Here is an 18350-nt window from a genome sequence, read left to right on the forward strand (position 1 = left end):
GGAGGAGATTTCATGAATATGATTGAAGCCATTTGGACGAGCTTTATTGCATCAGCCGGGTTTGGAATTTTATTTAATGTTCCTAAAAAAGCGGTCATCCCCGGCGGCATCTGCGGGATGATCGGCTGGCTGATCTTTGAAGGGATGTCCGGAAACAGCCAGTTTGACCTTGTTCTCGCAACAGCCATGGCCTCTTTTGTGGTCGCTGCTATCAGCCACCTGTACGCCCGGATTCGCCGCATGCCTGTCATCATCTTCAGTGTCGCCGGCATCATACCTCTTGTCCCAGGCGGAGGTGCCTATGACACGATGAGGCAGCTGGTCGAGAATGATTACAACGCCGCAATCCAGCTCGCTTCTCAGACCTTTTTGATCTCGGGGGCGATCGCATTCGGGCTTGTCCTTGCCGGAACCATTATTCCGATCATTTTACAAAGCCAAAGAACGGTGAGATAAAATAAAGAACTGACAATATGCCAGTTCTTTTTTTATGCCATGAAAACGGCCCCGTATCCAATAGCAGCCACGATTACGATGACTGGAGATACTTTGAATTTTTCCATCAGCAGAAAACTGGCTGCAGCAATGGATACTGTCTGGATCCATCCGGAGACGCTGACGGATTCGGCCAAAAAATCATAAGCCATCACTCCAAGAAGTACGGCGATGGTCGGCTTCACAAATAACGTCATCTTTTTTACTCTTGGTGAATCCTTGAACTTATAGATCACACTGAGAAAGACGATCATCAATATGAGGGATGGGGCTACCGTGGCAAACACAGCGACAAAAGAACCAAGAATCCCTCCCTGCATGTAGCCGATATAGCCAGACATCTTCGTGGCGATCGGCCCAGGAAGTGCATTGCCAAGCGCGAGCACTTCCGTAAACTGATTGACAGTCAGCCAGTGATAGCGGCCTACAACCTCATTTTCAATCAAAGGGATGGAAGCTGGGCCTCCCCCGTATCCCAAAATTCCCGGGATAAAAAAAGCAAGAAAAATATGCCAATAAATCATCCCATACCCTCCCCTCTCTCAGCAGGTTTCTCGTCATCTTTCTTTTCCGGCTTTAGAAGGGCATAAGCCAAGAGAATCCCTATCAAAACAGCAGGGTGAACCTTAAGGAGCTGCAGCAGCAGGATCCCGGCTGACACATGAATCAGGCTGAGCTTCATTCCAAGGCCTTTTTTTGCACTGGTGAAAAACTGCCACGTCAGCACTGCTAGCATTACGGCTACAACAGGAAGCACACCCTTGGTCATCCCTTGAACCCACGGGTTATCCTTATACTGTGCGAGTGAGGTCAGAAGGACAATCATAAGCAAAATGGTCGGAAGAATGGAAGAAAGAAGTGCCGTGAGCATTCCTGTCAATCCGGCCACCCGGTAGCCGATGTAACCCGCCATCTTTGTGTTGATCGGGCCCGGTAAAGCATTTCCAAGTGCAAGCACATCACCAAATTCCTCATCATTCATCCATTTAAACTTTTCTACCACTTCTTTATGTACGAGCGGTATGGAAGACGGACCGCCTCCATAGCCTAGGATGCCTGATCGAAAAAAGGCAATAAATAATTGTAGATAGGTCATTAATGCATCAAATCCTTATGAAAGTTATTTCTACCAGGCAGCCACAGCCCCATCTGTCCGGCCTTCTGTTCCTCCTGCCAGTACACCGGTCTCAGGATGCCGCCATATGATCTGCCCTCTCCCAAAATCCCCTGTGTCCAGTGAGACTTTGACGTGATGGCCTTTCCGTGCCAGCTCCTCGGCAATATGCTGTGGCAGTGAACGTTCAACCAGCACGTGCTTCCCTTCGATCCATTGCCATCTTGGTGCATCAAGTGCAGATTGAGGATTCTGCTGAAAGTCCACTGTATTCATGATGACCTGAACATGTCCCTGGGGCTGCATGTATCCTCCCATAACGCCGAACGGACCGATTGCGTTTCCTTCTTTTGTCAGGAAACCAGGGATAATCGTATGATACGTCCTCTTGCCTGGACGAAGGCAGTTATCGTGGGCGGGATCCAGTGAAAAATCATGTCCCCTGTTCTGAAGGCTGATCCCGGTGTTTGGCACCACGATTCCAGAACCAAAACCCATGTAGTTGCTTTGGATAAAGGATACCATGTTCCCTTCTTCATCAGCTGCAGCAAGATAGACTGTGCCGCCTTTTGGCGGTGTCCCCGGTCCAGGCATCATTGCTTGTCGGCCGATGAGTTTCCTTCGTTCTTCTGCGTATTGATCGGATAAAAGGGCTTCAGCTGCTACATTCATATGGGTAGTATCTGTCACATATTTTTTCGCATCCATAAAGGCGAGCTTCATCGCTTCAATCTGCTTGTGGTACCTGTCTGCTGACTTCGCTTCAGGAAAATTATATCCCTTTAAAATGTTAAGTGCCATTAACGCCACAATCCCCTGGCCATTCGGAGGGATCTCCCATACCTCATATCCTTTATACTCCGCCTTAATCGGTTCAACCCATTCCGGATGAAAAGCCGCAAGATCCTCTTTTCTTAAAAAACCGCCTTCACTTTCGGAGGCTGTGCTGATCTTGTCGGCCAATTTCCCTCTGTAAAAAGATTCTCCGTTCGTTTCAGCAATCTCTTTTAAAGTAGCCGCATGATCGGGTGAGCGCCATATTTCACCGATTTCCGGCGCTCTTCCATCAGGCGCAAAAGTCTCAAACCAGCTTTTAAATTCATCGGATTTCTGTTCATTTTTATAAGATTCAAAAGCTCTTTTCCAATACTTTCCGAGTACTGGAGAAACCGGATAGCCTTCCTCTGCATAAGTAATGGCCGGCTGAAGCACTTCAGTCAGGGGCAGTTTTCCAAAACGGCTCGATAATTCCGCCCATGCTGCAGGTGCACCGGGGACAGTTACCGGATACCAGCCGTATTTTGGAATTTTGTCGTACCCTTCGTGCTTAAGAGTTTCAATGGAAATGCTTTGCGGAGCCGGACCGCTTGAGTTCAAACCATGCAAACCGCCTTTCGTCCAGACGAGCGCAAAAGCATCGCCTCCGATTCCATTCGATGTCGGTTCAACCACGGTAAGGCAGGCTGCTGTGGCAATGGACGCATCAATGGCATTTCCGCCTTTTTTTAAGATATCCAGGCCTGCCTGTGCCGCAAGCGGCTGAGATGTTGCGACCATTCCTTTTTTTCCGTACGTTACTGAACGACGGGAAGAAAAAGGATATCGTTCATGATCATAAAATGTTTGTTCTGTTGTTTGTTCAATGGTTTGCTGTTTCATGTTCTCACCTCTCATGGCATGCATAACTTGCACATATATTCAGAATATTTTATAAATAGTTTAAATGTTGTTAGGAACAAATACAATTGTTTTACAAATAGCACTTTCATAAACATAAAAAAATCCCGTCCCTTTTCGGACGGGATTACTTTACCTCGTCTATCGGTTTCATATCCATGGTTACCATGTAATCCTTCCCCCATTGGTACATGGCATCCAAAATAGGCATCAGGCTCTCACCTTGCTTCGTCAAAGAATACTCGACTTTTGGCGGAACGACAGGGTAAACTTCGCGGTGGACAATCCTATCTTCTTCCAGTTCGCGAAGCTGGTTAACGAGCATGCGCTGAGTGATGCCGGGTATAAGAGCCTTCAGCTCACCAAACCGTTTCGTTCCTTCTTTCCCCAAGTGCCATAAAATAATCATTTTCCACTTTCCACCGATGACAGATAATGTTAATTCTTTCTCACAGTTAAACAATTTACCGTCCATTCGTGACATCGTATATCACCTCCATCCTTATTATACCTCATAGTATACTTTTTGACACTATGTAATATTAAAGTCAGTACTTCACAAAACGTAAACATGAAGAGTATACTTACAATTGTTCCTTGATGGATAAAACAGCCGCCAAAAGAAAAACTATGATGTGCATCATAGATAAAACACCACAGGAGGAGAAGGCAAAAATGGAACTACAATTAGCGATAGATCTTGTAAATACAGAAGAAGCCATCAAATTAGTGAAAGAGGTTGAAGAACATATCGATATCGTTGAGATCGGTACACCGGTTGTCATCAACGAAGGTCTTAGAGCTGTTAAAGAAATGAAAAAAGCATTTCCGAACTTGAAAGTCCTTGCCGACTTAAAGATTATGGATGCTGCAGGATATGAAGTCATGAAGGCATCTGAAGCCGGTGCAGACATCATTACCATCCTTGGGGCAGCTGAAGATGCATCCATTCAAGGTGCGGTGGATGAAGCAAAAAAACAAAACAAAAAAATTCTTGTGGACATGATTGCCGTTAAAGATATCGAAACACGAGCCAAAGAGCTTGATGAGCTTGGCGTTGACTATATTTGTGTCCATACAGGTTATGATTTACAAGCTGTCGGAAAAAACTCGTTTGAAGACTTAAAAGCGATCAAAGGTGTCGTTAAAAATGCAAAAACGGCTGTCGCAGGCGGAATTAAATTAGAAACATTGCCTGAAGTTGTTGCAGCTCAGCCTGACCTTGTTATTGTAGGCGGCGGTATTACTGGACAAGATGATAAAAAAGCAACGGCAGCTGAAATCCAAAAATTAGTAAAACAAAGCTAAGGATTTTTCAACATGAATACTTCACATTATTATACAGAAATAGTGAAGGAATTAAGCCGGGCAGCGGACTTAATTTCAGATCAAGAGGCCGAAAAGCTCGTAGATGAAATTCTGAAAGCCAAGAAGATTTTTGTTGCAGGAGCTGGCCGGAGCGGATTGATGGGAAAATCCTTTGCCATGCGAATGATGCACATGGGATTAGATTCCTATGTCATCGGTGAAATCGTTACTCCTAACCTGACCGAGGACGATCTCATCATTTTCGGTTCAGGTTCCGGGGAAACAAAAAGCCTTATTTCAATGGCCGAAAAAGCGAAAAGCATTGGGGGTAAAGTTATTGCAGTGACCATCTTTCCCGACTCGACTCTTGGCAAATTGGCCGATGTCTGCGTAAAATTACCTGGCTCTCCAAAAGATCAATCGGAAAATGACTACAAGACCATTCAGCCGATGGGATCTCTATTCGAACAAACACTTCTGTTGTTTTTTGATGCCGTGATTTTACGTTTTATGGAAAGAAAAGGGCTGGATACCGATACCATGTTCGGACGGCATGCCAATTTGGAATAGATATTCATTAAAAACGGGACAGGACTGCCAAGAGCAGTCCGTTTCTCGTCTACATAAAGGAGGAGAACTAATTGCAAACATTAATAGGAAAAACTGCGCTCATCACTGGAGCCGGAAGAGGGATCGGACGTGCAACAGCGATCGCTTTTGCTAATGAAGGTATCCATGTTGGCCTGATAGGAAAAAACCGTTCAAACCTTGAAAAAACAGCAGCAGAATTGAAAAAATATGGCGTGAAAGTATCGATTGCAGAAGCTGACGTTACGCATGGCAATGCTGTTGATCAGGCTGTAAAAAGCATTGTAGAGGAGCTCAACTCCATCGATATTTTAATCAATAGTGCCGGGATCGCTAAATTTGGCGGATTCCTTGAACTTTCTCCTGAAGAGTGGAAAAATATCGTAGACGTAAATTTAATGGGCGTTTACAACGTTACAAGAGCAGTTCTGCCGGGAATGATCGAAAGAAAAGCAGGCGATATCATTAATATTTCGTCATCAGCAGGGCAAAAAGGTGCACCAATAACAAGTGCGTACAGTGCTTCTAAATTTGCAGTATTAGGACTAACCGAATCCCTTATGCTTGAAGTAAGAAAACATAATATTCGTGTCAGTGCCCTAACACCAAGTACGGTGGCTACAGATTTGGCCATTGATACAAATCTGACGGACGGAAACCCGGAAAAAGTGATGCAGCCTGAAGATATGGCCGAATTCATGGTCTCCCAGCTGAAATTAAACCCACGCATTTTTATTAAAAACGCAGGCATGTGGTCTACAAATCCATAAAAGATGATAAAGAGCGGTTCCTGCTCATGAGGAAAAAAGGGCAGGAACCGCTCTTTATTGTTTATGTAAATGAAGGGTAAAAAAACCTCTCTAAGGGTATAGGATTTTATCCTAATTTTAGGAGGTTGATTATGAAGGCCGTTACTTTTCAAGGAACAAAGAAAATTGAAGTGAAAAATGTAGAGGATCCCAAACTGCAGGAAAAGGAAGACATTATCGTCCGCATTACATCAACAGCCATCTGCGGAATCTGATCTTCACATCTACCAGGGAGCACTCCCGGCTGAAAAGGATTATGTCATTGGCCACGAACCCATGGGAATCGTGGAAGAAGTTGGTCCGGAGGTAACAAGAGTAAAAAAAGGCAACAGGGTGGTGCTTCCCTTCAACATTTCCTGCGGCCACTGTTTCTATTGCCAGCACGATATGGAGAGCCAGTGTGATAACTCCAACCGAAACCCTGAAATGGATACGAGCGGGTACTTCGGGTTCACCGAGCGCTACGGAAACTACCTCGGCGGACAAGCTGAATACTTAAGAGTGCCGTATAGAAATTTCATGCCGTTCGTTATTCGGGAATCATGTGAGCTAGAGGATGAATCGCTCCTTTTCATGTCTGATGTCCTCCCCACTTCCTATTGGAGCGTTGAGAACTCCGGAGTAAAAAAAGGAGACACTGTCGTCGTGCTTGGCTGCGGCCCGATCGGCTTAATGACACAAAAATTCGCCTGGATGAAAGGTGCCAGGCGGGTGATTGCCGTGGATAACTTAAGATACCGTCTCAACCATGCAGTGAAAATCAACAATGTAGAAGCCTTCAACTTCGATCAATTCGAGGATAGAGATTACCGGAGGCGGTGCAGATGTTGTCATCGACTGTGTAGGAATGGATGGCAAGAAGTCGCCTGTTGAAGCGATTGAACAAAAGCTGAAATTGCAGGGAGCTACGTTGAGCGCCATCCAGATTGCCATCAACGCGGTCAAAAAGTTTGGAACAATCCAGCTGACCGGTGTATATGGGTCCATGTACAACATGTTCCCGCTCGGCAATATTTTTGAGAGAAACATCACACTTAAAATGGGACAGGCTCCTGTTATTCACTATGCCGCTGCTTTTTGATAAAATTTCAAACGGCGAGTTTGACCCGACCGAGATTATCAGCCACCGTGTCCCGCTCGATCAGGCAAGCCAGGCCTATCAAACGTTCAATGACCATGAAGACGAATGCATTAAAGTCGTCTTAAAACCGTAGAGCAAAAACCCCTTTGGCCGGCCCAAAGGGGTTTCTTATTAAATAAAGTTCCTTACATTGTTGCCGCGGCTGAATTTGTAGATGGCAATCAAGAAGAAAGCCAGTGCGAAAGCGAAAAGAATGGAGATGTTCAGCGAAAGGCTGCTCAGCGAGTGGCCTTTTTGCAGCTGTGTAAAGGTATCCAGCAGCCATCTCTGTGGAAGAAAGTCGGCGATTTTTTGCAGGGTCTTCGGCATGATATCCACCGGCCAGAAGCAGCCGGCCAGCAGACAAGACGGTGTCATGATCAAATTTTGCAGCGCTCCGGCTGAAGCCGTGGTGGATGCAAATGCGGTGATCACAAGCGATAATCCAACACCTGCTAGAGCGAAAATCATTAAAATCTCCACCATAGTCAAGAACGGGATTCCCGTAGATATATGGAACACCTGTGTCATAAACGTTAGTGTAATGAAGATCTGTACTGTCATGATGATCATGTTAACCACTACATTTGAGAAAACGTATTTACGGCTGTTGATCGGTGATGACATTAACCTCAAGTACGTTCTGTTTTCTTTTTCCTGAAGGATGATCTCTGATAATCCGCCTGCACAAGAAAGCATGATCATAATAAGGAAACCGACCGTCTGGTTCGTTATATCATTATTTTTGGAGGTATCTTTTAGTGACTGTGCTGAAACTTTAAAGTCTGAAGCACGATACAGCTCATACATTTTTTGAAACACAGCCTGGTCACCGCCAGCCGCCTTGCTTAAACCAGCTATATTAGACAAATAGGTATTCACATACGATTTGACGAAACCAGTGATCGATGCCCCTTTAATGGAAATGATCTCGATGTGTTCCGGATTGCCGTTCATCGCACTGTTTGAGAATCCGGAACCGACAACAATGACACAATCCAGCTTTCCTGAAGCAATTTTATCTTTAACCTGGGAAGGAAGAACGTTTGTTACTTTAACATTGGTTATTCCGTCAACAAATTTAGCGGTGTCATTGGCAATTTTGCCATGATCTTCATTGACGACGCCAGCATGCATGGTAGTGGGACCTGTATTGCCATAAACAGCGATTCCAATCAGAATCCCGATCAGTGGAACAAACAGGTAAGTAAAAAGCCTTCTTTTATTTTTAATGATGGAGCGAAGAGAATTTGTTACGAGCCAAAGAATCTCTTTCACTTAAAAACCCTCCCGTCGATTGAAAGCCACAATGGCAATCGTTAAAAAGATGATAGCTACCCCGAGATTTAAACCGATAACCTGCAGTGAAGCTGCAAGGTCATTATTATAGATAATTTTATTGATGGCTGTGTTTGCCCAAGTCAACGGTGAAAGGTTCGTGACGAGCTTCATGAAGCCATCGGGATTATCGATTTTAAAATACGCACCGCCGAAAAAGGAAGCGAGCTGAACTACGATGAGGATGATCGTCCTTGCAGCCTCTCCTGTTTTCGCCATGTAACTGATTCCGATACCAAAGCTTACAGCCAGGAAAACTTCAGATAGTAAGATGACGATGATCAAGCCGAGATGATCACCCCAGTTTGCATTAAACAGAACGGAACTCACAGCGATAATCAGTAGAAGGGACAGCAGGTTCAGCATAATGCTCCCGATAATTTTCCCTAGAAAAATTTCAGCCTTGCTGATCGGTGCGGTCGCCAAACGTACCGCTGTGTTTCTTGTCCTCTCTCCTCTGAGCAAAAAGGATGCCCCCATGGCTCCGTATAAAGCGATCATGGTCGTTACAGCCACTGCATAATAATCCATCGAACCCGGCGCTTTATCGGCATTCAATGACTTCTCTTTTACATAATCACCAGGCGTACTGTTTGCCAGCACCGTCTGTGTCTGATCCGGCTTCACTTTCGCCACTTGGCTGACGAGATTGTATTTATCAGCAAAAGCTGTCAGCATCCCTTCAACAATACTGCTTTGGATGCTGCTTCGTTCACTTCCGTAAAAGCTTAAGCCCTTATTGGAAACTTCCACATAAGCATCGTAGCGGTTCTTTCTCACTTCTTTTTTTCCATCCATCTTGTTGGAGGCTTTATAAAAATAAATATTTTCTTTTTTGGCAGCCTTCCTAAATTCTCTAAAATACGGGGAGAAGCTGGTGTCCTCCTTTTCTTTATAAAGGACATGCATTTTATCAATCTTAATATGGTGATCAAACGTATTGGATAAGGCAGAGCCGAGAACCAGCATCATCACGATCGGAAATGCCAGCATGAAGATCAGTGTTCTCGTATCCCTGATGCTGATTTTTAAATGTTGAAGTGCAATATTAAACACGTTCAATGGAGAGGACCTCCTTAGGTATTTTTGTTAGAGTTCATAGGTTCTTTGAGTTTTCTTATAGGTTCTTTGAGCTTTTCAAAAGGTAGGAAGAATTGACTGACGTCATTTTTCCTTGAAGAATTGACTGACATGACAAATGGTAGGAACAAATCGTCTAAAGCCGATTTTTCCTATTTGCTCTTTCTAGGTTGTTTTCTCCCTGTAGCCCGCAAAAAAGGAGTGCACTTTTTTGCTCTTTCGCCGTAGGGATTAATTGGCTTCTAGCGTAAGCCAATTAATCTTTAATCCCTCAAATTCCTTCCGGTTAGGGTGAGGAAGACGGTTTCGAGGTTTGGCGCCTGTTCCTGGAGAGAGCGAATTTCTATTTCCCGGTTGATAAAGTATTGGATGATTTTATTTAAGTTGCCGACTTCCGCTTGAGAATTGATTTTAATAATGTTCTCTTCCACCTGGACCGTGTTAACGCCGTTGATCTCTTTTAATTCATTTTCTTCAATGCTTTCGTTTGATTTCACGTTGACCCAGATGTCTTTCGTATCTGTAATAATGGCCTTCAGCTGTTCTTTTGTTCCTTCTGCGATGACCTTGCCGTGATCGACAATAGCGATTCTGGAACAGATTTCTTCGACTTCCTCCATATAATGGCTCGTGTAGATGACAGTACAGCCCTTCTCGTTCAGTTTTCTGACGGAGTTCAAAATATAGTTCCTGGATTGTGGATCAATGCCGACCGTCGGTTCATCCATGATGATTAATTTTGGCTGATGGGCAATCGCGCACGCGATGTTCAGCCTTCTTTTCATCCCGCCGGAGAAGTTCTTTGGAAAGCTTTTTTGTTTATCATGCAAACCGACAAAATCCAGCGCTTCTGTTACCCGGTTGTTTAGTTCAGCGCCTCTCAGCCCGTAAAGACCGGCGAAGAATCGGACATTTTCGTAGGCTGTCATATCCTCATAGATGGCTAGGTCCTGCGGCACAATCCCAATGTTCATCTTGGCAAACTTGCTGTGGTTTGCGATGTTCTTGCCAAGGATTTTGATCTCCCCTTCGTTGCTTCTCAGCAAGCCGACAATCATGTTGATCGTTGTACTTTTTCCAGCACCGTTCGACCCGAGAAATCCAAAAATTTCACCTACTTTAATGGTTAGGGACATATTGTCTACAGCGATGAAGTCACCGAATTTTTTTGTCAGGTTATTGATTTCTAAAACGTTCATCATCTCACCTCATGTGTATGGTTTATATTGTCATTATACGGAAAAAGAGTGAACCAACGGCAGTGCATTAGTTCACTCTTCTCACATGAGAATCTTCATAAATTGGATATGAGGCCCTTCACTTAGCCTATCGGAAGCAGCGTAGTGACTGAAAATCCATTCGTACCATCTACAATAATCTTACCGTTTACCGAAGCTGTTCTTTCTTCCATGCCTATGATCCCAAGGCCCTTGACTACTTTACGTACACCGATCCCATTGTCCTTGACCTCGGCTTTGATCATACGGTTCAGCACGTGGATCTCGATTGAAATTTCCGTGGCTTTGCCATACTTCATGGAATTCGTAAGCGCTTCTGTCCCGTTCTCCGCAATAATCTTCCATTGAATCGGAGTGATCACGTCCATATTTCCTTTATAGACAAAGAGGGTTCTGATCCGATGCTTGACAGAAAACTCTTCAATCATCAGCTTCATTCTCTGCACCCCCATCTGTTCGGTGGGTGGCTTCATATTTTTCAACGTAATCCGTATGTCCTCGATCCCCTTTTTTGAAATGACAATCGCATTCTCCAGCAGTTCTTTCGCTTTCCCTGTATCCATTCCCATCAGGCTTTTGGCTGCTTCCATCTGGATCAGTGCACCTGTCATGGAATGGCCGATGCTGTCATGGATTTGCTGGGAGATGCGGTTCCGCTCCTCCAGCCGATGTGTGTATTCAGACTGCTTAATAAATTCCTGATTTTCGTTAAGGTTTGCTGTCAGACACTGCATATCGTGTCTCATTTTATCAAGCTTGTCCTCGTACTGAATAAGTTTTTCAGAATAACGGGTGGTCATGGTGAACAGCACAAAGCTAAACGCAGAGACCAGACCATAGATGTACTTTCCCTGCGTCAGGTAGAACACGGGTATCAGGCCTAGCCCCAGAAGAATCCATTTCGCCTTAACATAGCGTGATGCCAGTTCATAGAAATTAATAGGAAGAAGCAGTATCAACAAGGGATGCACATACAGGAATGACAAATAGATCATCGCAATGGATAAAAGCAGCACAACGACTTTGAGTCTTTCACTATTCAAGATATACATGGCGATATTTAAGCTCACATATAAAAGGAGGCAAAATATGATCCATGGCAGATTTTCCACATTCATGTGGGCATAGCTGGACGCAAGAAAAAGGACGACGATCAGCTTGGTGTAAATGATCCATAGCTCCATTGTTTTATCTCTTACTCCACAGATCCCGTTAAATAATAAATAGCAATCTGTGTCCTGTGCTCCAACCCTGTTTTTCCTAAAATAGACGTAATGTAGTTTGCGACCGTACCTTCTGAGATAAAAAGCTGCTTCGCGATGGATTTATTAGAGTATCCTTTCGCGATGAGCGCCATGATCCCCATCTCGCGTTCAGTGAAAAGACTGGCATCGATTTTTGTCTCTGCTTTTTTGCTTCCGTCCATATTTGATTTCAGTTTATCCAGAACGACGTCCTGCATGACCGTGTTGCCATGATAGACACTCTTAATGGCGTCGCGGATCCGTTCAGGCTCCGTATTTTTTAACAAGTAACCCTTTGCCCCGTTTTTTATGGCATCCAATATGTACTCATCATCATCAAAAGTGGTGAGAATCATAGGCTTGGCTGATGTTTGTTCTGCGATCAGCTTTGTCGCCTCTACACCGTTCATATTAGGCATCCTCACATCAAGAAGCGCGATGTCCACTTCATTCCATTTACAATAGTGGAACGCTTCCTGGCCGTCATTAACTGTGGCAAGCACGTCAAAATCCCCATACGTGTTTAAAATAATTTTCATCCCTTCCCGAATAAAGGAATTGTCATCCGCGATGATAATTTTTATTTTCATTTTATTCAGCAGATTACGTCCCGCTGCTCACATCCTTCTGCTTGAACTTTCTTCTTTCTTTTAATTGGCTCTATTTTACTAAAAATCCTCTTCACGGGGAAAAAAAGAGCCCATCCGAATGGACAAGCCCCTTTCTGCTACATTTCGTTGATCAGGTTATTGTTTGAGAATATCTCATTTTCTCCAAATATCGTTTATAAGCCGCCTTCACCGCCATGATGACGGAAGGGGTGGAAGGGGTGTAATAATAATCTTCTATTCTCTGAATGAGTCCGTCAATCCCCTGTGCTAAATTATAATTGACGATGACTCTTCTCAGAAAATCGCGAGCTAGTTCCGTAGCAAACGTAAATTCGGCATTAACGATTTCATTGGTTTCCATGTTGATCTCCAGGACGATGCCTGATGTCTTGCAGACTTCAAACATATAGTTTGCCTGCGGTGCTTTCGCATACCCTGTTACGAGCACAGTCTTCATCCCCATTAATTCACCCATTTTTGCCAGACCCCTCTTTAGCTGTGATTTGTTTTTACTGCTACAACAAACCCTATGTGCTATCTTACGGGGTTTACTTGAAAAATATATATGTACCCAAAATAAAAAATTCCATTTGACTTAGAGTCAGCTCTAAGTTGTAAGCTTGATGAAAGCAGAAGAAAGGGATGATGGACGATGTATACGATCAGTGAGGCTGCCCGATACACAGGAATCAGTGCCTATACGCTGCGATACTATGAAAAAATGGGTTTGCTGCCGGCACCCGGAAGGATGAATGGACACAAGCTGCTGTATTCAACAAAAGATATTGGATTCATCAAGTTTTTAAAAAGCCTGAAGGGTACGGGCATGCCCCTGGAAGAGATAAAAGAGTTTGTACAGGATGGCTGTATATGGGACAGTATGGAAGAAGATCCGGATTACAAACCCGCTCCCACACTGACCAAAAGAGTGGACATCCTGGAAAAACATTTAAGAAACATGGAAGATAAAAACCGAGAACTGGAAGCCATCATGGAAATCACCCGGGAAAAGCTTCAAACGTACCACACGTTATTGGAAGAGGAAGAAACGAGATGAAGAATCTATCCGTTTATCTCATGCTCCTCGGTTTTGCGGTGTTTACCGGAGCCACGTTTAATCTTGGCAAATATGCAGTGGGTTATTTTGCTCCGGCCTCAGCTGCCGCCTGGCGCTTTGGCATCGCGGCACTCGTGATTTTCCTGATTTTAACCGCTAAAGAAGGTATAAAGAAAGCAACGATATCTCAGAATGCTGCTGCCTTCATCGCTCTCGGCCTCATCGGGGTGTTCGGGTTCAACGCTTTGTTCTTCGCCGGACTGAAATATACGTCATCGATCAATGGGGCGCTTATCATGAGTACAAACCCGATCTTGACGTCGTTTTTAGCACTGTTCCTGCTAAAAGAAAAACTGACTAAACAGCGCATGGCCGGCATTGTGTTCGCCTTCATCGGTGTCGTTTTAGTCATCACCCAAGGTTCCTGGGCAACGTTATTGAGCTTGTCCTTTTCCAAAGGAGATCTTATCATCCTTGGCGGAAACCTCTGCTGGGCAAGCTACGGAGTATTTAGCCGGGGTGAAAGGCAGTTCTTCTCTTGAAACAACGGCATATCCCATGCTGATCGGTGCCGCCGCATTAATTGCTATCTCCTTATTTACAGGCACTTCAGCAGAAAATGCATCTCATCCGCCTGGAGCCTGGGGAGCCATCTTATTCATGGCTTTATGTACGACGGTTCTCGGTTATTTATGGTGGAATGTTGGCATCAAAAAAATCGGCGCCGGCAAAACCTCTTTATTTTTTAACCTTGTTCCTGTCGTTACGATGATCATTTCGGCTATGACAGGAGTAGCCGTCACTGCTTCTCAGCTGTTCGGAGTGGTCTTTGTGATCTTAGGTGTACTGACGGCATCAGGAGTTCTTTCTCTTCCTCCTTCAAAACCGGTTCCCATCAAAGATGGAACAGCGAAATCACAATAAAAAGGCTGTCCGCCCTGACTGGCGGACAGCTTTAATGCTTTCTTCTTTTTTTCACAAATAGGATGACAAACAGCAGCAGCCCGACAGCAAGCAGGGCGTACATGATGTTGGAATAGATGTCCATGAACTGAACGACCTGTTCCCAGTTGCGGCCGAATGCTGCTCCGACATAAACGAGAATCGTGTTCCACACGAGCGTACCGATCGTCGTAAACAGAAGGAACAGACTGAATCTCATACCCGACATTCCCGCCGGAATAGAAATGAGGCTTCGGATAAGTGGAACAAGGCGACAAAGAAGCACGGCCCAGTATCCATATTTATCAAACCAGGAATCTGCTCTATAGATATCTTCTCTTTTTAACCGTAAAACTTTTCCCCAGCGGTCCACGATTTTTTCCAATCTGGGAACATCAAGAAAGGTGCCCACTTTGAAAAGAACAGCAGCTCCAAAAACCGAGCCTGCAGTCGCTGCCAGGATGACTCCCCAGATCGAAAGACTGGAGAAAGATGTCATCATGCCGCTGAACGTCAGAATGACCTCAGAGGGGATGGGCGGAAAAATATTTTCAAGGGCAATCATAAAAAAGACGCCGATATAGCCAAACTGCTCAATAATGTCTGTAATCCAATTCTGCATGTAAACCTCCTAAACAAGCATTCCACCATTTAATACGAAATAAAACCTTTTTGGTTTCACCCAAAGAGGTTTTTATTAATCGATCAGACGGACAATCTTCTTGTTTCTCCATGACAGCCGGTAATATCCATACTGCAATGCAAGGCCTGCGATAAAGGCTGCAGGATAACCAACCCAGATTCCTCTGATTTCAAGGCTCGTGTATTGAGAAAGATAATAGGCGGTTGGCAACTTCGACGAGCCAGATCGGAAGGATACTGAACACCGTCGGCCAAAGAACCGTTCCGCTCGCTCTCATCGCTGCGTTCAAGATGGCCGAATGACCCATGATGACATAGCTACACAGCGTGATCATCAACAGACTGTGAGCCATATCCACAGTTCCCTCCGCTCGTGGAGCTTCCTGAACCAATTCCGATCATAAAAGAAATGAGCAGGAAGAACAGTGGAAAGAAAGCAGAGATGGCAGCCACACTGTCCACCCCGAGCCATCTGCCGATAATGAACATCCCGGCCACCTGCCCGATCGACTGCATGATATTGCTGAAAAACAGCGGGACAAGAAACAAAAGCATCGGTTTCATTACAGTCGTCTTTGCAGGTTTCCCTTCAGCATTTCATTCGCATTCATTGCGCTTTCTCCTTATTGTAACCGCGTCTCCCAAACGGCTTAAGCTCCTGCAGCCATTTGTCTTCCAATTTCTCAAGCGCTTTTTTCTCATTAAAGTAACCACTCTCTTCTTCTCTAAAACCTCCAGCACTTCAAATTCAAAGGCGTCTTTACCAAATTTCTGCCAATCTTCCTGAAGTAGTTTGTTCATGCTGGTGCCTTGTTCCAGCTCAAATCTTTTCCCGTTGAACGTTTTTAAATTCAAAGTGCTTCCGATGAAGATTTTATGGTTAGCGGTATTCCTGATCTGGTAGACACCGGCTTCAATTTTCGTTTCCATGTACTGTTGTTTTAATTCTTTTTTCCTGTCCAAGGTACTTTCCTTCTCTCGTTTATTTTTTCAGCCAGTACGCACTTCCATCGGCTTTTCGATCCAGAAATCCATAAGCGATCATGTATCTTCTCAAAGTTACGTAATCATGATAGACCGTCTTTAATATTTCATTGACCTCTTTTTCGGTGTACGTTTTCTCAGCGGCAAATAAAGAGGAGATTTCCCGGATAACAATAAGCTTTTGTTTTTGCTTTGAGGGAAATGTTTTGAGTGCCATCGTTCCGTCAATAAAGTACTTTTTGACCATCTTCTCCTTCTCCTCCTTCGTCACATTGTAACGTTCATCGATCATGGTTGCCGTCTGATGAGGTGCGATCATCGGAGGAGCGTGCTGATCTTTTTCTTTCAGCAATTCCATCATCGTCAGCAGCATTTTTGCCTGGCGTTCCTTTTCTTTCAGTACGAAACGGTGATTCCTGATGGTTGATGTGCTGCCGACCTCCATCTCCTGTTTGATTTCCACATCGCTTTTCCCTTCATAAAAAAGGCGCAGAAGCCGGTTTTGATGATCCGTTAAGCCGGTGAGTTTCTTATTCAATCCGACCAGATATTGAAAAACGGAACCGTGCTCACGGCCAATATGAAGAGTCATATATTTTTCCGCTTCGTACAAGACGTTATTTTCAGGGTAGATGATGCCTTTTTCAATGGTGTTCCCGCATAAAAGACACACAAACTCCTGCTCATCCTCTTTATATCCTTTTTTCAAATCCTCCAACGGAGCTTCCCAAAACAAATCCGAAATCGACATATACAAACATCCCCTATAAATGTTTATTCATTTACAAACATAATATTATTTCGTTTGTGAATTTTCAATAATTCCTATGTAAAAAAATTCAAAACAAAAAACCTTCCGGAAACGTGTTTCCAGAAGGTTTTTTCACTTACCAAACAAACAATCCGACCAGCATCGCACTCAGCAGTGATACAGCCATTCCACTGACGAGCATCTTCCAGACGTTCTTGCCGATGATCGTAGATTTTTCGTCTCCTAAAACGGAGTTGTACGTTCCATAGATCATACCGACTGTGCTGAAGTTCGCAAACGATGTCAGGAATGTGGTCGCCACGGCGATCGTATGCGGAGGCAAGTTTTTAATCTCATTTTTCAAGTCCATCATCGCTACAAATTCATTGGTCGCCAGTTTGATTCCCATCAATTTTGCGACATACATCGCATCATGAACCGGGAGCCCAAGCAAAAAGGCAAAAGGACTAAAGATGAACGAGAAGATTTTTTGGATAGTCAATCCGTTGATAAAGAATCCAAGGATGCCGTTCAACGCGGACGTCAGTGCCACATAGCCGATAACCATCGCGAGAATGACAATGACCATGCGAATCCCGACAAGCATACTGTTAGAAATCGTTGAAAAGAAATCCTTCTTCTCTTCCTTTGCCGGGACGTAAACGACATCTTCCTCTTTTGACACATGAACAGGATGCAGGATACTCGCCAGGAGCAAGGCATTCAAACAGTTGAGAGGAATCGCAGCAAATACATAGGTTGCCGGCACCATCGTCAAATATGCTCCGATAATAGAGCCGCTGATACTGCTCATGCTCATCAGGCCGAAAGTGAGCAGCCTGTGCTGTTTCAGTACGACCAGCTGCTGACGGATAACGGCAAGTGCTTCTGTATTGCCAAGGAACATCATCTGAATCGAGAAAAAGCTCTCCAGCTTCGGCAGCCCCGAAATCTTTGAGATGACCCAACCGACTTTATCGATGATCCATGTTAAGATTCCAAAATAAGAAAGAATGTCAAAGAACGTAACGACGAAAATAATAGGAAGCAGTGCACTAAAGAAAAAATCGATGTTCTTATTGGCCATCACGGAAGGAAACACAAAGGCCGTTCCGTCGTTTGCGCATTCAATGAGCCAAGAAAAAAATGCGGCAAACTGATCAATGATCCTGGTGCCGATCTTTGTCCCTAGCATAAACCAGGTGATCAGCAATTCAACAGCAAATAGGATTCCGATGGATTTCCATCTTACCTTTTTTCGATCCGGAGAACATAAATAGACAACGCCCACCACAACTAGCACACCTAACAGATTCATCAAAAAATACAAATCTAACCACTCCCGCTGTATG

18 protein-coding genes and 5 pseudogenes are annotated in these 18350 nt (G+C 44.3%); 7 read left to right on the forward strand and 16 right to left on the reverse strand.

All coding sequences use genetic code 11. From position 1 onward, the window contains the following. Nucleotides 1–12: 12 nt before the first annotated feature. On the forward strand, nucleotides 13–456 hold the full coding sequence (locus tag ABHN01_RS17110; RefSeq protein ID WP_290398329.1) for a threonine/serine exporter family protein: 444 nt from the start codon (nucleotides 13–15) through the stop codon (nucleotides 454–456). Between the two features lie 32 nt (nucleotides 457–488). Here ABHN01_RS17110 and ABHN01_RS17115 read toward each other — a convergent pair whose 3' ends face one another. From ABHN01_RS17115 to ABHN01_RS17130, 4 genes are all read right to left on the reverse strand, one after another. Then, nucleotides 489–1019 carry a chromate transporter gene (locus ABHN01_RS17115; RefSeq protein WP_290398328.1) on the reverse strand — a complete coding sequence of 177 codons (531 nt, stop codon included), beginning with the start codon at nucleotides 1017–1019 and terminating at the stop codon, nucleotides 489–491. Further along, a complete protein-coding gene (locus ABHN01_RS17120) occupies nucleotides 1016–1591 on the reverse strand; it encodes a chromate transporter (protein ID WP_429876529.1) in 576 nt (191 codons plus the stop codon). The genes ABHN01_RS17115 and ABHN01_RS17120 overlap by 4 nt, the downstream gene beginning before the upstream one ends. 30 nt (nucleotides 1592–1621) lie before the next feature. Continuing rightward, a complete protein-coding gene (locus tag ABHN01_RS17125) occupies nucleotides 1622–3268 on the reverse strand; it encodes a gamma-glutamyltransferase family protein (protein WP_429876530.1) in 1647 nt (548 codons plus the stop codon). 145 nt (nucleotides 3269–3413) lie between these two features. Further along, nucleotides 3414–3770, reverse strand: coding sequence for a winged helix-turn-helix transcriptional regulator (locus ABHN01_RS17130; RefSeq protein WP_290398325.1), 357 nt, complete (start codon nucleotides 3768–3770; stop codon nucleotides 3414–3416). 191 nt (nucleotides 3771–3961) lie between these two features. Here ABHN01_RS17130 and hxlA point away from each other — a divergent pair, with 191 nt between their 5' ends. From hxlA to ABHN01_RS17150, 4 genes and pseudogenes are all read left to right on the forward strand, one after another. Continuing rightward, the gene (hxlA, locus tag ABHN01_RS17135; protein ID WP_429876531.1) at nucleotides 3962–4594 is read left to right on the forward strand and encodes a 3-hexulose-6-phosphate synthase; all 633 of its coding nucleotides are present in this window, start codon (nucleotides 3962–3964) and stop codon (nucleotides 4592–4594) included. A gap of 12 nt (nucleotides 4595–4606) precedes the next feature. Then, entirely contained in the window at nucleotides 4607–5164 is a 558-nt protein-coding gene (gene hxlB, locus ABHN01_RS17140) for a 6-phospho-3-hexuloisomerase (protein ID WP_256224478.1), read from the forward strand. 71 nt (nucleotides 5165–5235) lie between these two features. Further along, nucleotides 5236–5952 carry a 3-ketoacyl-ACP reductase gene (locus ABHN01_RS17145; RefSeq protein WP_429876532.1) on the forward strand — a complete coding sequence of 239 codons (717 nt, stop codon included), beginning with the start codon at nucleotides 5236–5238 and terminating at the stop codon, nucleotides 5950–5952. A gap of 131 nt (nucleotides 5953–6083) precedes the next feature. Further along, nucleotides 6084–7205, forward strand: a pseudogene (locus ABHN01_RS17150) (zinc-dependent alcohol dehydrogenase). Nucleotides 7206–7243: 38 nt separating this feature from the next. Here the strand turns inward: ABHN01_RS17150 and ABHN01_RS17155 are convergent. From ABHN01_RS17155 to ABHN01_RS17180, 6 genes are all read right to left on the reverse strand, one after another. Further along, entirely contained in the window at nucleotides 7244–8389 is a 1146-nt protein-coding gene (locus tag ABHN01_RS17155) for an ABC transporter permease (RefSeq protein WP_429876533.1), read from the reverse strand. Further along, a complete protein-coding gene (locus tag ABHN01_RS17160; protein WP_429876534.1) occupies nucleotides 8390–9511 on the reverse strand; it encodes an ABC transporter permease in 1122 nt (373 codons plus the stop codon). It lies immediately after the preceding gene. A 281-nt stretch (nucleotides 9512–9792) separates the two neighbouring features. Further along, on the reverse strand, nucleotides 9793–10728 hold the full coding sequence (locus ABHN01_RS17165; protein ID WP_429876535.1) for an ABC transporter ATP-binding protein: 936 nt from the start codon (nucleotides 10726–10728) through the stop codon (nucleotides 9793–9795). A 122-nt stretch (nucleotides 10729–10850) separates the two neighbouring features. Then, the gene (locus ABHN01_RS17170) at nucleotides 10851–11951 is read right to left on the reverse strand and encodes a sensor histidine kinase (protein WP_429876536.1); all 1101 of its coding nucleotides are present in this window, start codon (nucleotides 11949–11951) and stop codon (nucleotides 10851–10853) included. Between the two features lie 11 nt (nucleotides 11952–11962). Next, complete coding sequence (locus tag ABHN01_RS17175) at nucleotides 11963–12601, reverse strand: response regulator (protein ID WP_429876537.1); 639 nt, start codon at nucleotides 12599–12601, stop codon at nucleotides 11963–11965. 151 nt (nucleotides 12602–12752) lie between these two features. Beyond that, a complete protein-coding gene (locus ABHN01_RS17180) occupies nucleotides 12753–13097 on the reverse strand; it encodes a DUF3870 domain-containing protein (RefSeq protein WP_290398321.1) in 345 nt (114 codons plus the stop codon). Nucleotides 13098–13274: 177 nt separating this feature from the next. Between ABHN01_RS17180 and ABHN01_RS17185 the strand changes: the two genes are divergently transcribed. Next, on the forward strand, nucleotides 13275–13679 hold the full coding sequence (locus tag ABHN01_RS17185) for a MerR family transcriptional regulator (RefSeq protein WP_429876538.1): 405 nt from the start codon (nucleotides 13275–13277) through the stop codon (nucleotides 13677–13679). Then, nucleotides 13676–14603 (forward strand): annotated as a pseudogene (locus ABHN01_RS17190) (DMT family transporter). Before ABHN01_RS17185 ends, ABHN01_RS17190 begins: the two are co-directional and overlap by 4 nt. 31 nt (nucleotides 14604–14634) lie before the next feature. On the opposite strand, the gene ABHN01_RS17195 reads toward ABHN01_RS17190, so the two are convergent. From ABHN01_RS17195 to ABHN01_RS17220, 6 genes and pseudogenes are all read right to left on the reverse strand, one after another. After that, nucleotides 14635–15243 carry a DedA family protein gene (locus ABHN01_RS17195; protein ID WP_429876539.1) on the reverse strand — a complete coding sequence of 203 codons (609 nt, stop codon included), beginning with the start codon at nucleotides 15241–15243 and terminating at the stop codon, nucleotides 14635–14637. A gap of 75 nt (nucleotides 15244–15318) precedes the next feature. Continuing rightward, nucleotides 15319–15625 (reverse strand): annotated as a pseudogene (locus ABHN01_RS17200) (MATE family efflux transporter); the annotation flags it as partial. Next, a pseudogene (locus ABHN01_RS17205) lies at nucleotides 15603–15827 on the reverse strand (MATE family efflux transporter); the annotation flags it as partial. The pseudogenes ABHN01_RS17200 and ABHN01_RS17205, both read right to left, overlap by 23 nt. 43 nt (nucleotides 15828–15870) lie before the next feature. Next, nucleotides 15871–16226, reverse strand: a pseudogene (locus ABHN01_RS17210) (GIY-YIG nuclease family protein). A 19-nt stretch (nucleotides 16227–16245) separates the two neighbouring features. Continuing rightward, nucleotides 16246–16998 (reverse strand): DUF2087 domain-containing protein, encoded by a 753-nt coding sequence (locus tag ABHN01_RS17215; protein ID WP_429876540.1) that lies wholly within the window; start codon nucleotides 16996–16998, stop codon nucleotides 16246–16248. A 136-nt stretch (nucleotides 16999–17134) separates the two neighbouring features. Continuing rightward, on the reverse strand, nucleotides 17135–18328 hold the full coding sequence (locus ABHN01_RS17220; RefSeq protein WP_429876541.1) for a nucleoside transporter C-terminal domain-containing protein: 1194 nt from the start codon (nucleotides 18326–18328) through the stop codon (nucleotides 17135–17137). Between the last annotated feature and the right edge of the window lie 22 nt (nucleotides 18329–18350).

It is taken from the genome of Fictibacillus sp. NRS-1165 (assembly GCF_050468105.1).
Lineage (GTDB): Bacteria > Bacillota > Bacilli > Bacillales > Fictibacillaceae > Fictibacillus_C > Fictibacillus_C terrinigri.

Coding starts and splice junctions, on each gene's coding strand:
- ABHN01_RS17110 (WP_290398329.1), top strand. CDS start 13: ATGAATATGATTGAAGCCATTTGGACGAGCTTTATTGCATCAGCCGGG.
- ABHN01_RS17115 (WP_290398328.1), bottom strand. CDS start 1,019: ATGATTTATTGGCATATTTTTCTTGCTTTTTTTATCCCGGGAATTTTG.
- ABHN01_RS17120 (WP_429876529.1), bottom strand. CDS start 1,591: ATGACCTATCTACAATTATTTATTGCCTTTTTTCGATCAGGCATCCTA.
- ABHN01_RS17125 (WP_429876530.1), bottom strand. CDS start 3,268: ATGAAACAGCAAACCATTGAACAAACAACAGAACAAACATTTTATGAT.
- ABHN01_RS17130 (WP_290398325.1), bottom strand. CDS start 3,770: ATGTCACGAATGGACGGTAAATTGTTTAACTGTGAGAAAGAATTAACA.
- hxlA (WP_429876531.1), top strand. CDS start 3,962: ATGGAACTACAATTAGCGATAGATCTTGTAAATACAGAAGAAGCCATC.
- hxlB (WP_256224478.1), top strand. CDS start 4,607: ATGAATACTTCACATTATTATACAGAAATAGTGAAGGAATTAAGCCGG.
- ABHN01_RS17165 (WP_429876535.1), bottom strand. CDS start 10,728: ATGAACGTTTTAGAAATCAATAACCTGACAAAAAAATTCGGTGACTTC.
- ABHN01_RS17170 (WP_429876536.1), bottom strand. CDS start 11,951: ATGGAGCTATGGATCATTTACACCAAGCTGATCGTCGTCCTTTTTCTT.
- ABHN01_RS17175 (WP_429876537.1), bottom strand. CDS start 12,601: ATGAAAATAAAAATTATCATCGCGGATGACAATTCCTTTATTCGGGAA.
- ABHN01_RS17180 (WP_290398321.1), bottom strand. CDS start 13,097: ATGGGTGAATTAATGGGGATGAAGACTGTGCTCGTAACAGGGTATGCG.
- ABHN01_RS17185 (WP_429876538.1), top strand. CDS start 13,275: ATGTATACGATCAGTGAGGCTGCCCGATACACAGGAATCAGTGCCTAT.
- ABHN01_RS17195 (WP_429876539.1), bottom strand. CDS start 15,243: ATGCAGAATTGGATTACAGACATTATTGAGCAGTTTGGCTATATCGGC.
- ABHN01_RS17215 (WP_429876540.1), bottom strand. CDS start 16,998: ATGTCGATTTCGGATTTGTTTTGGGAAGCTCCGTTGGAGGATTTGAAA.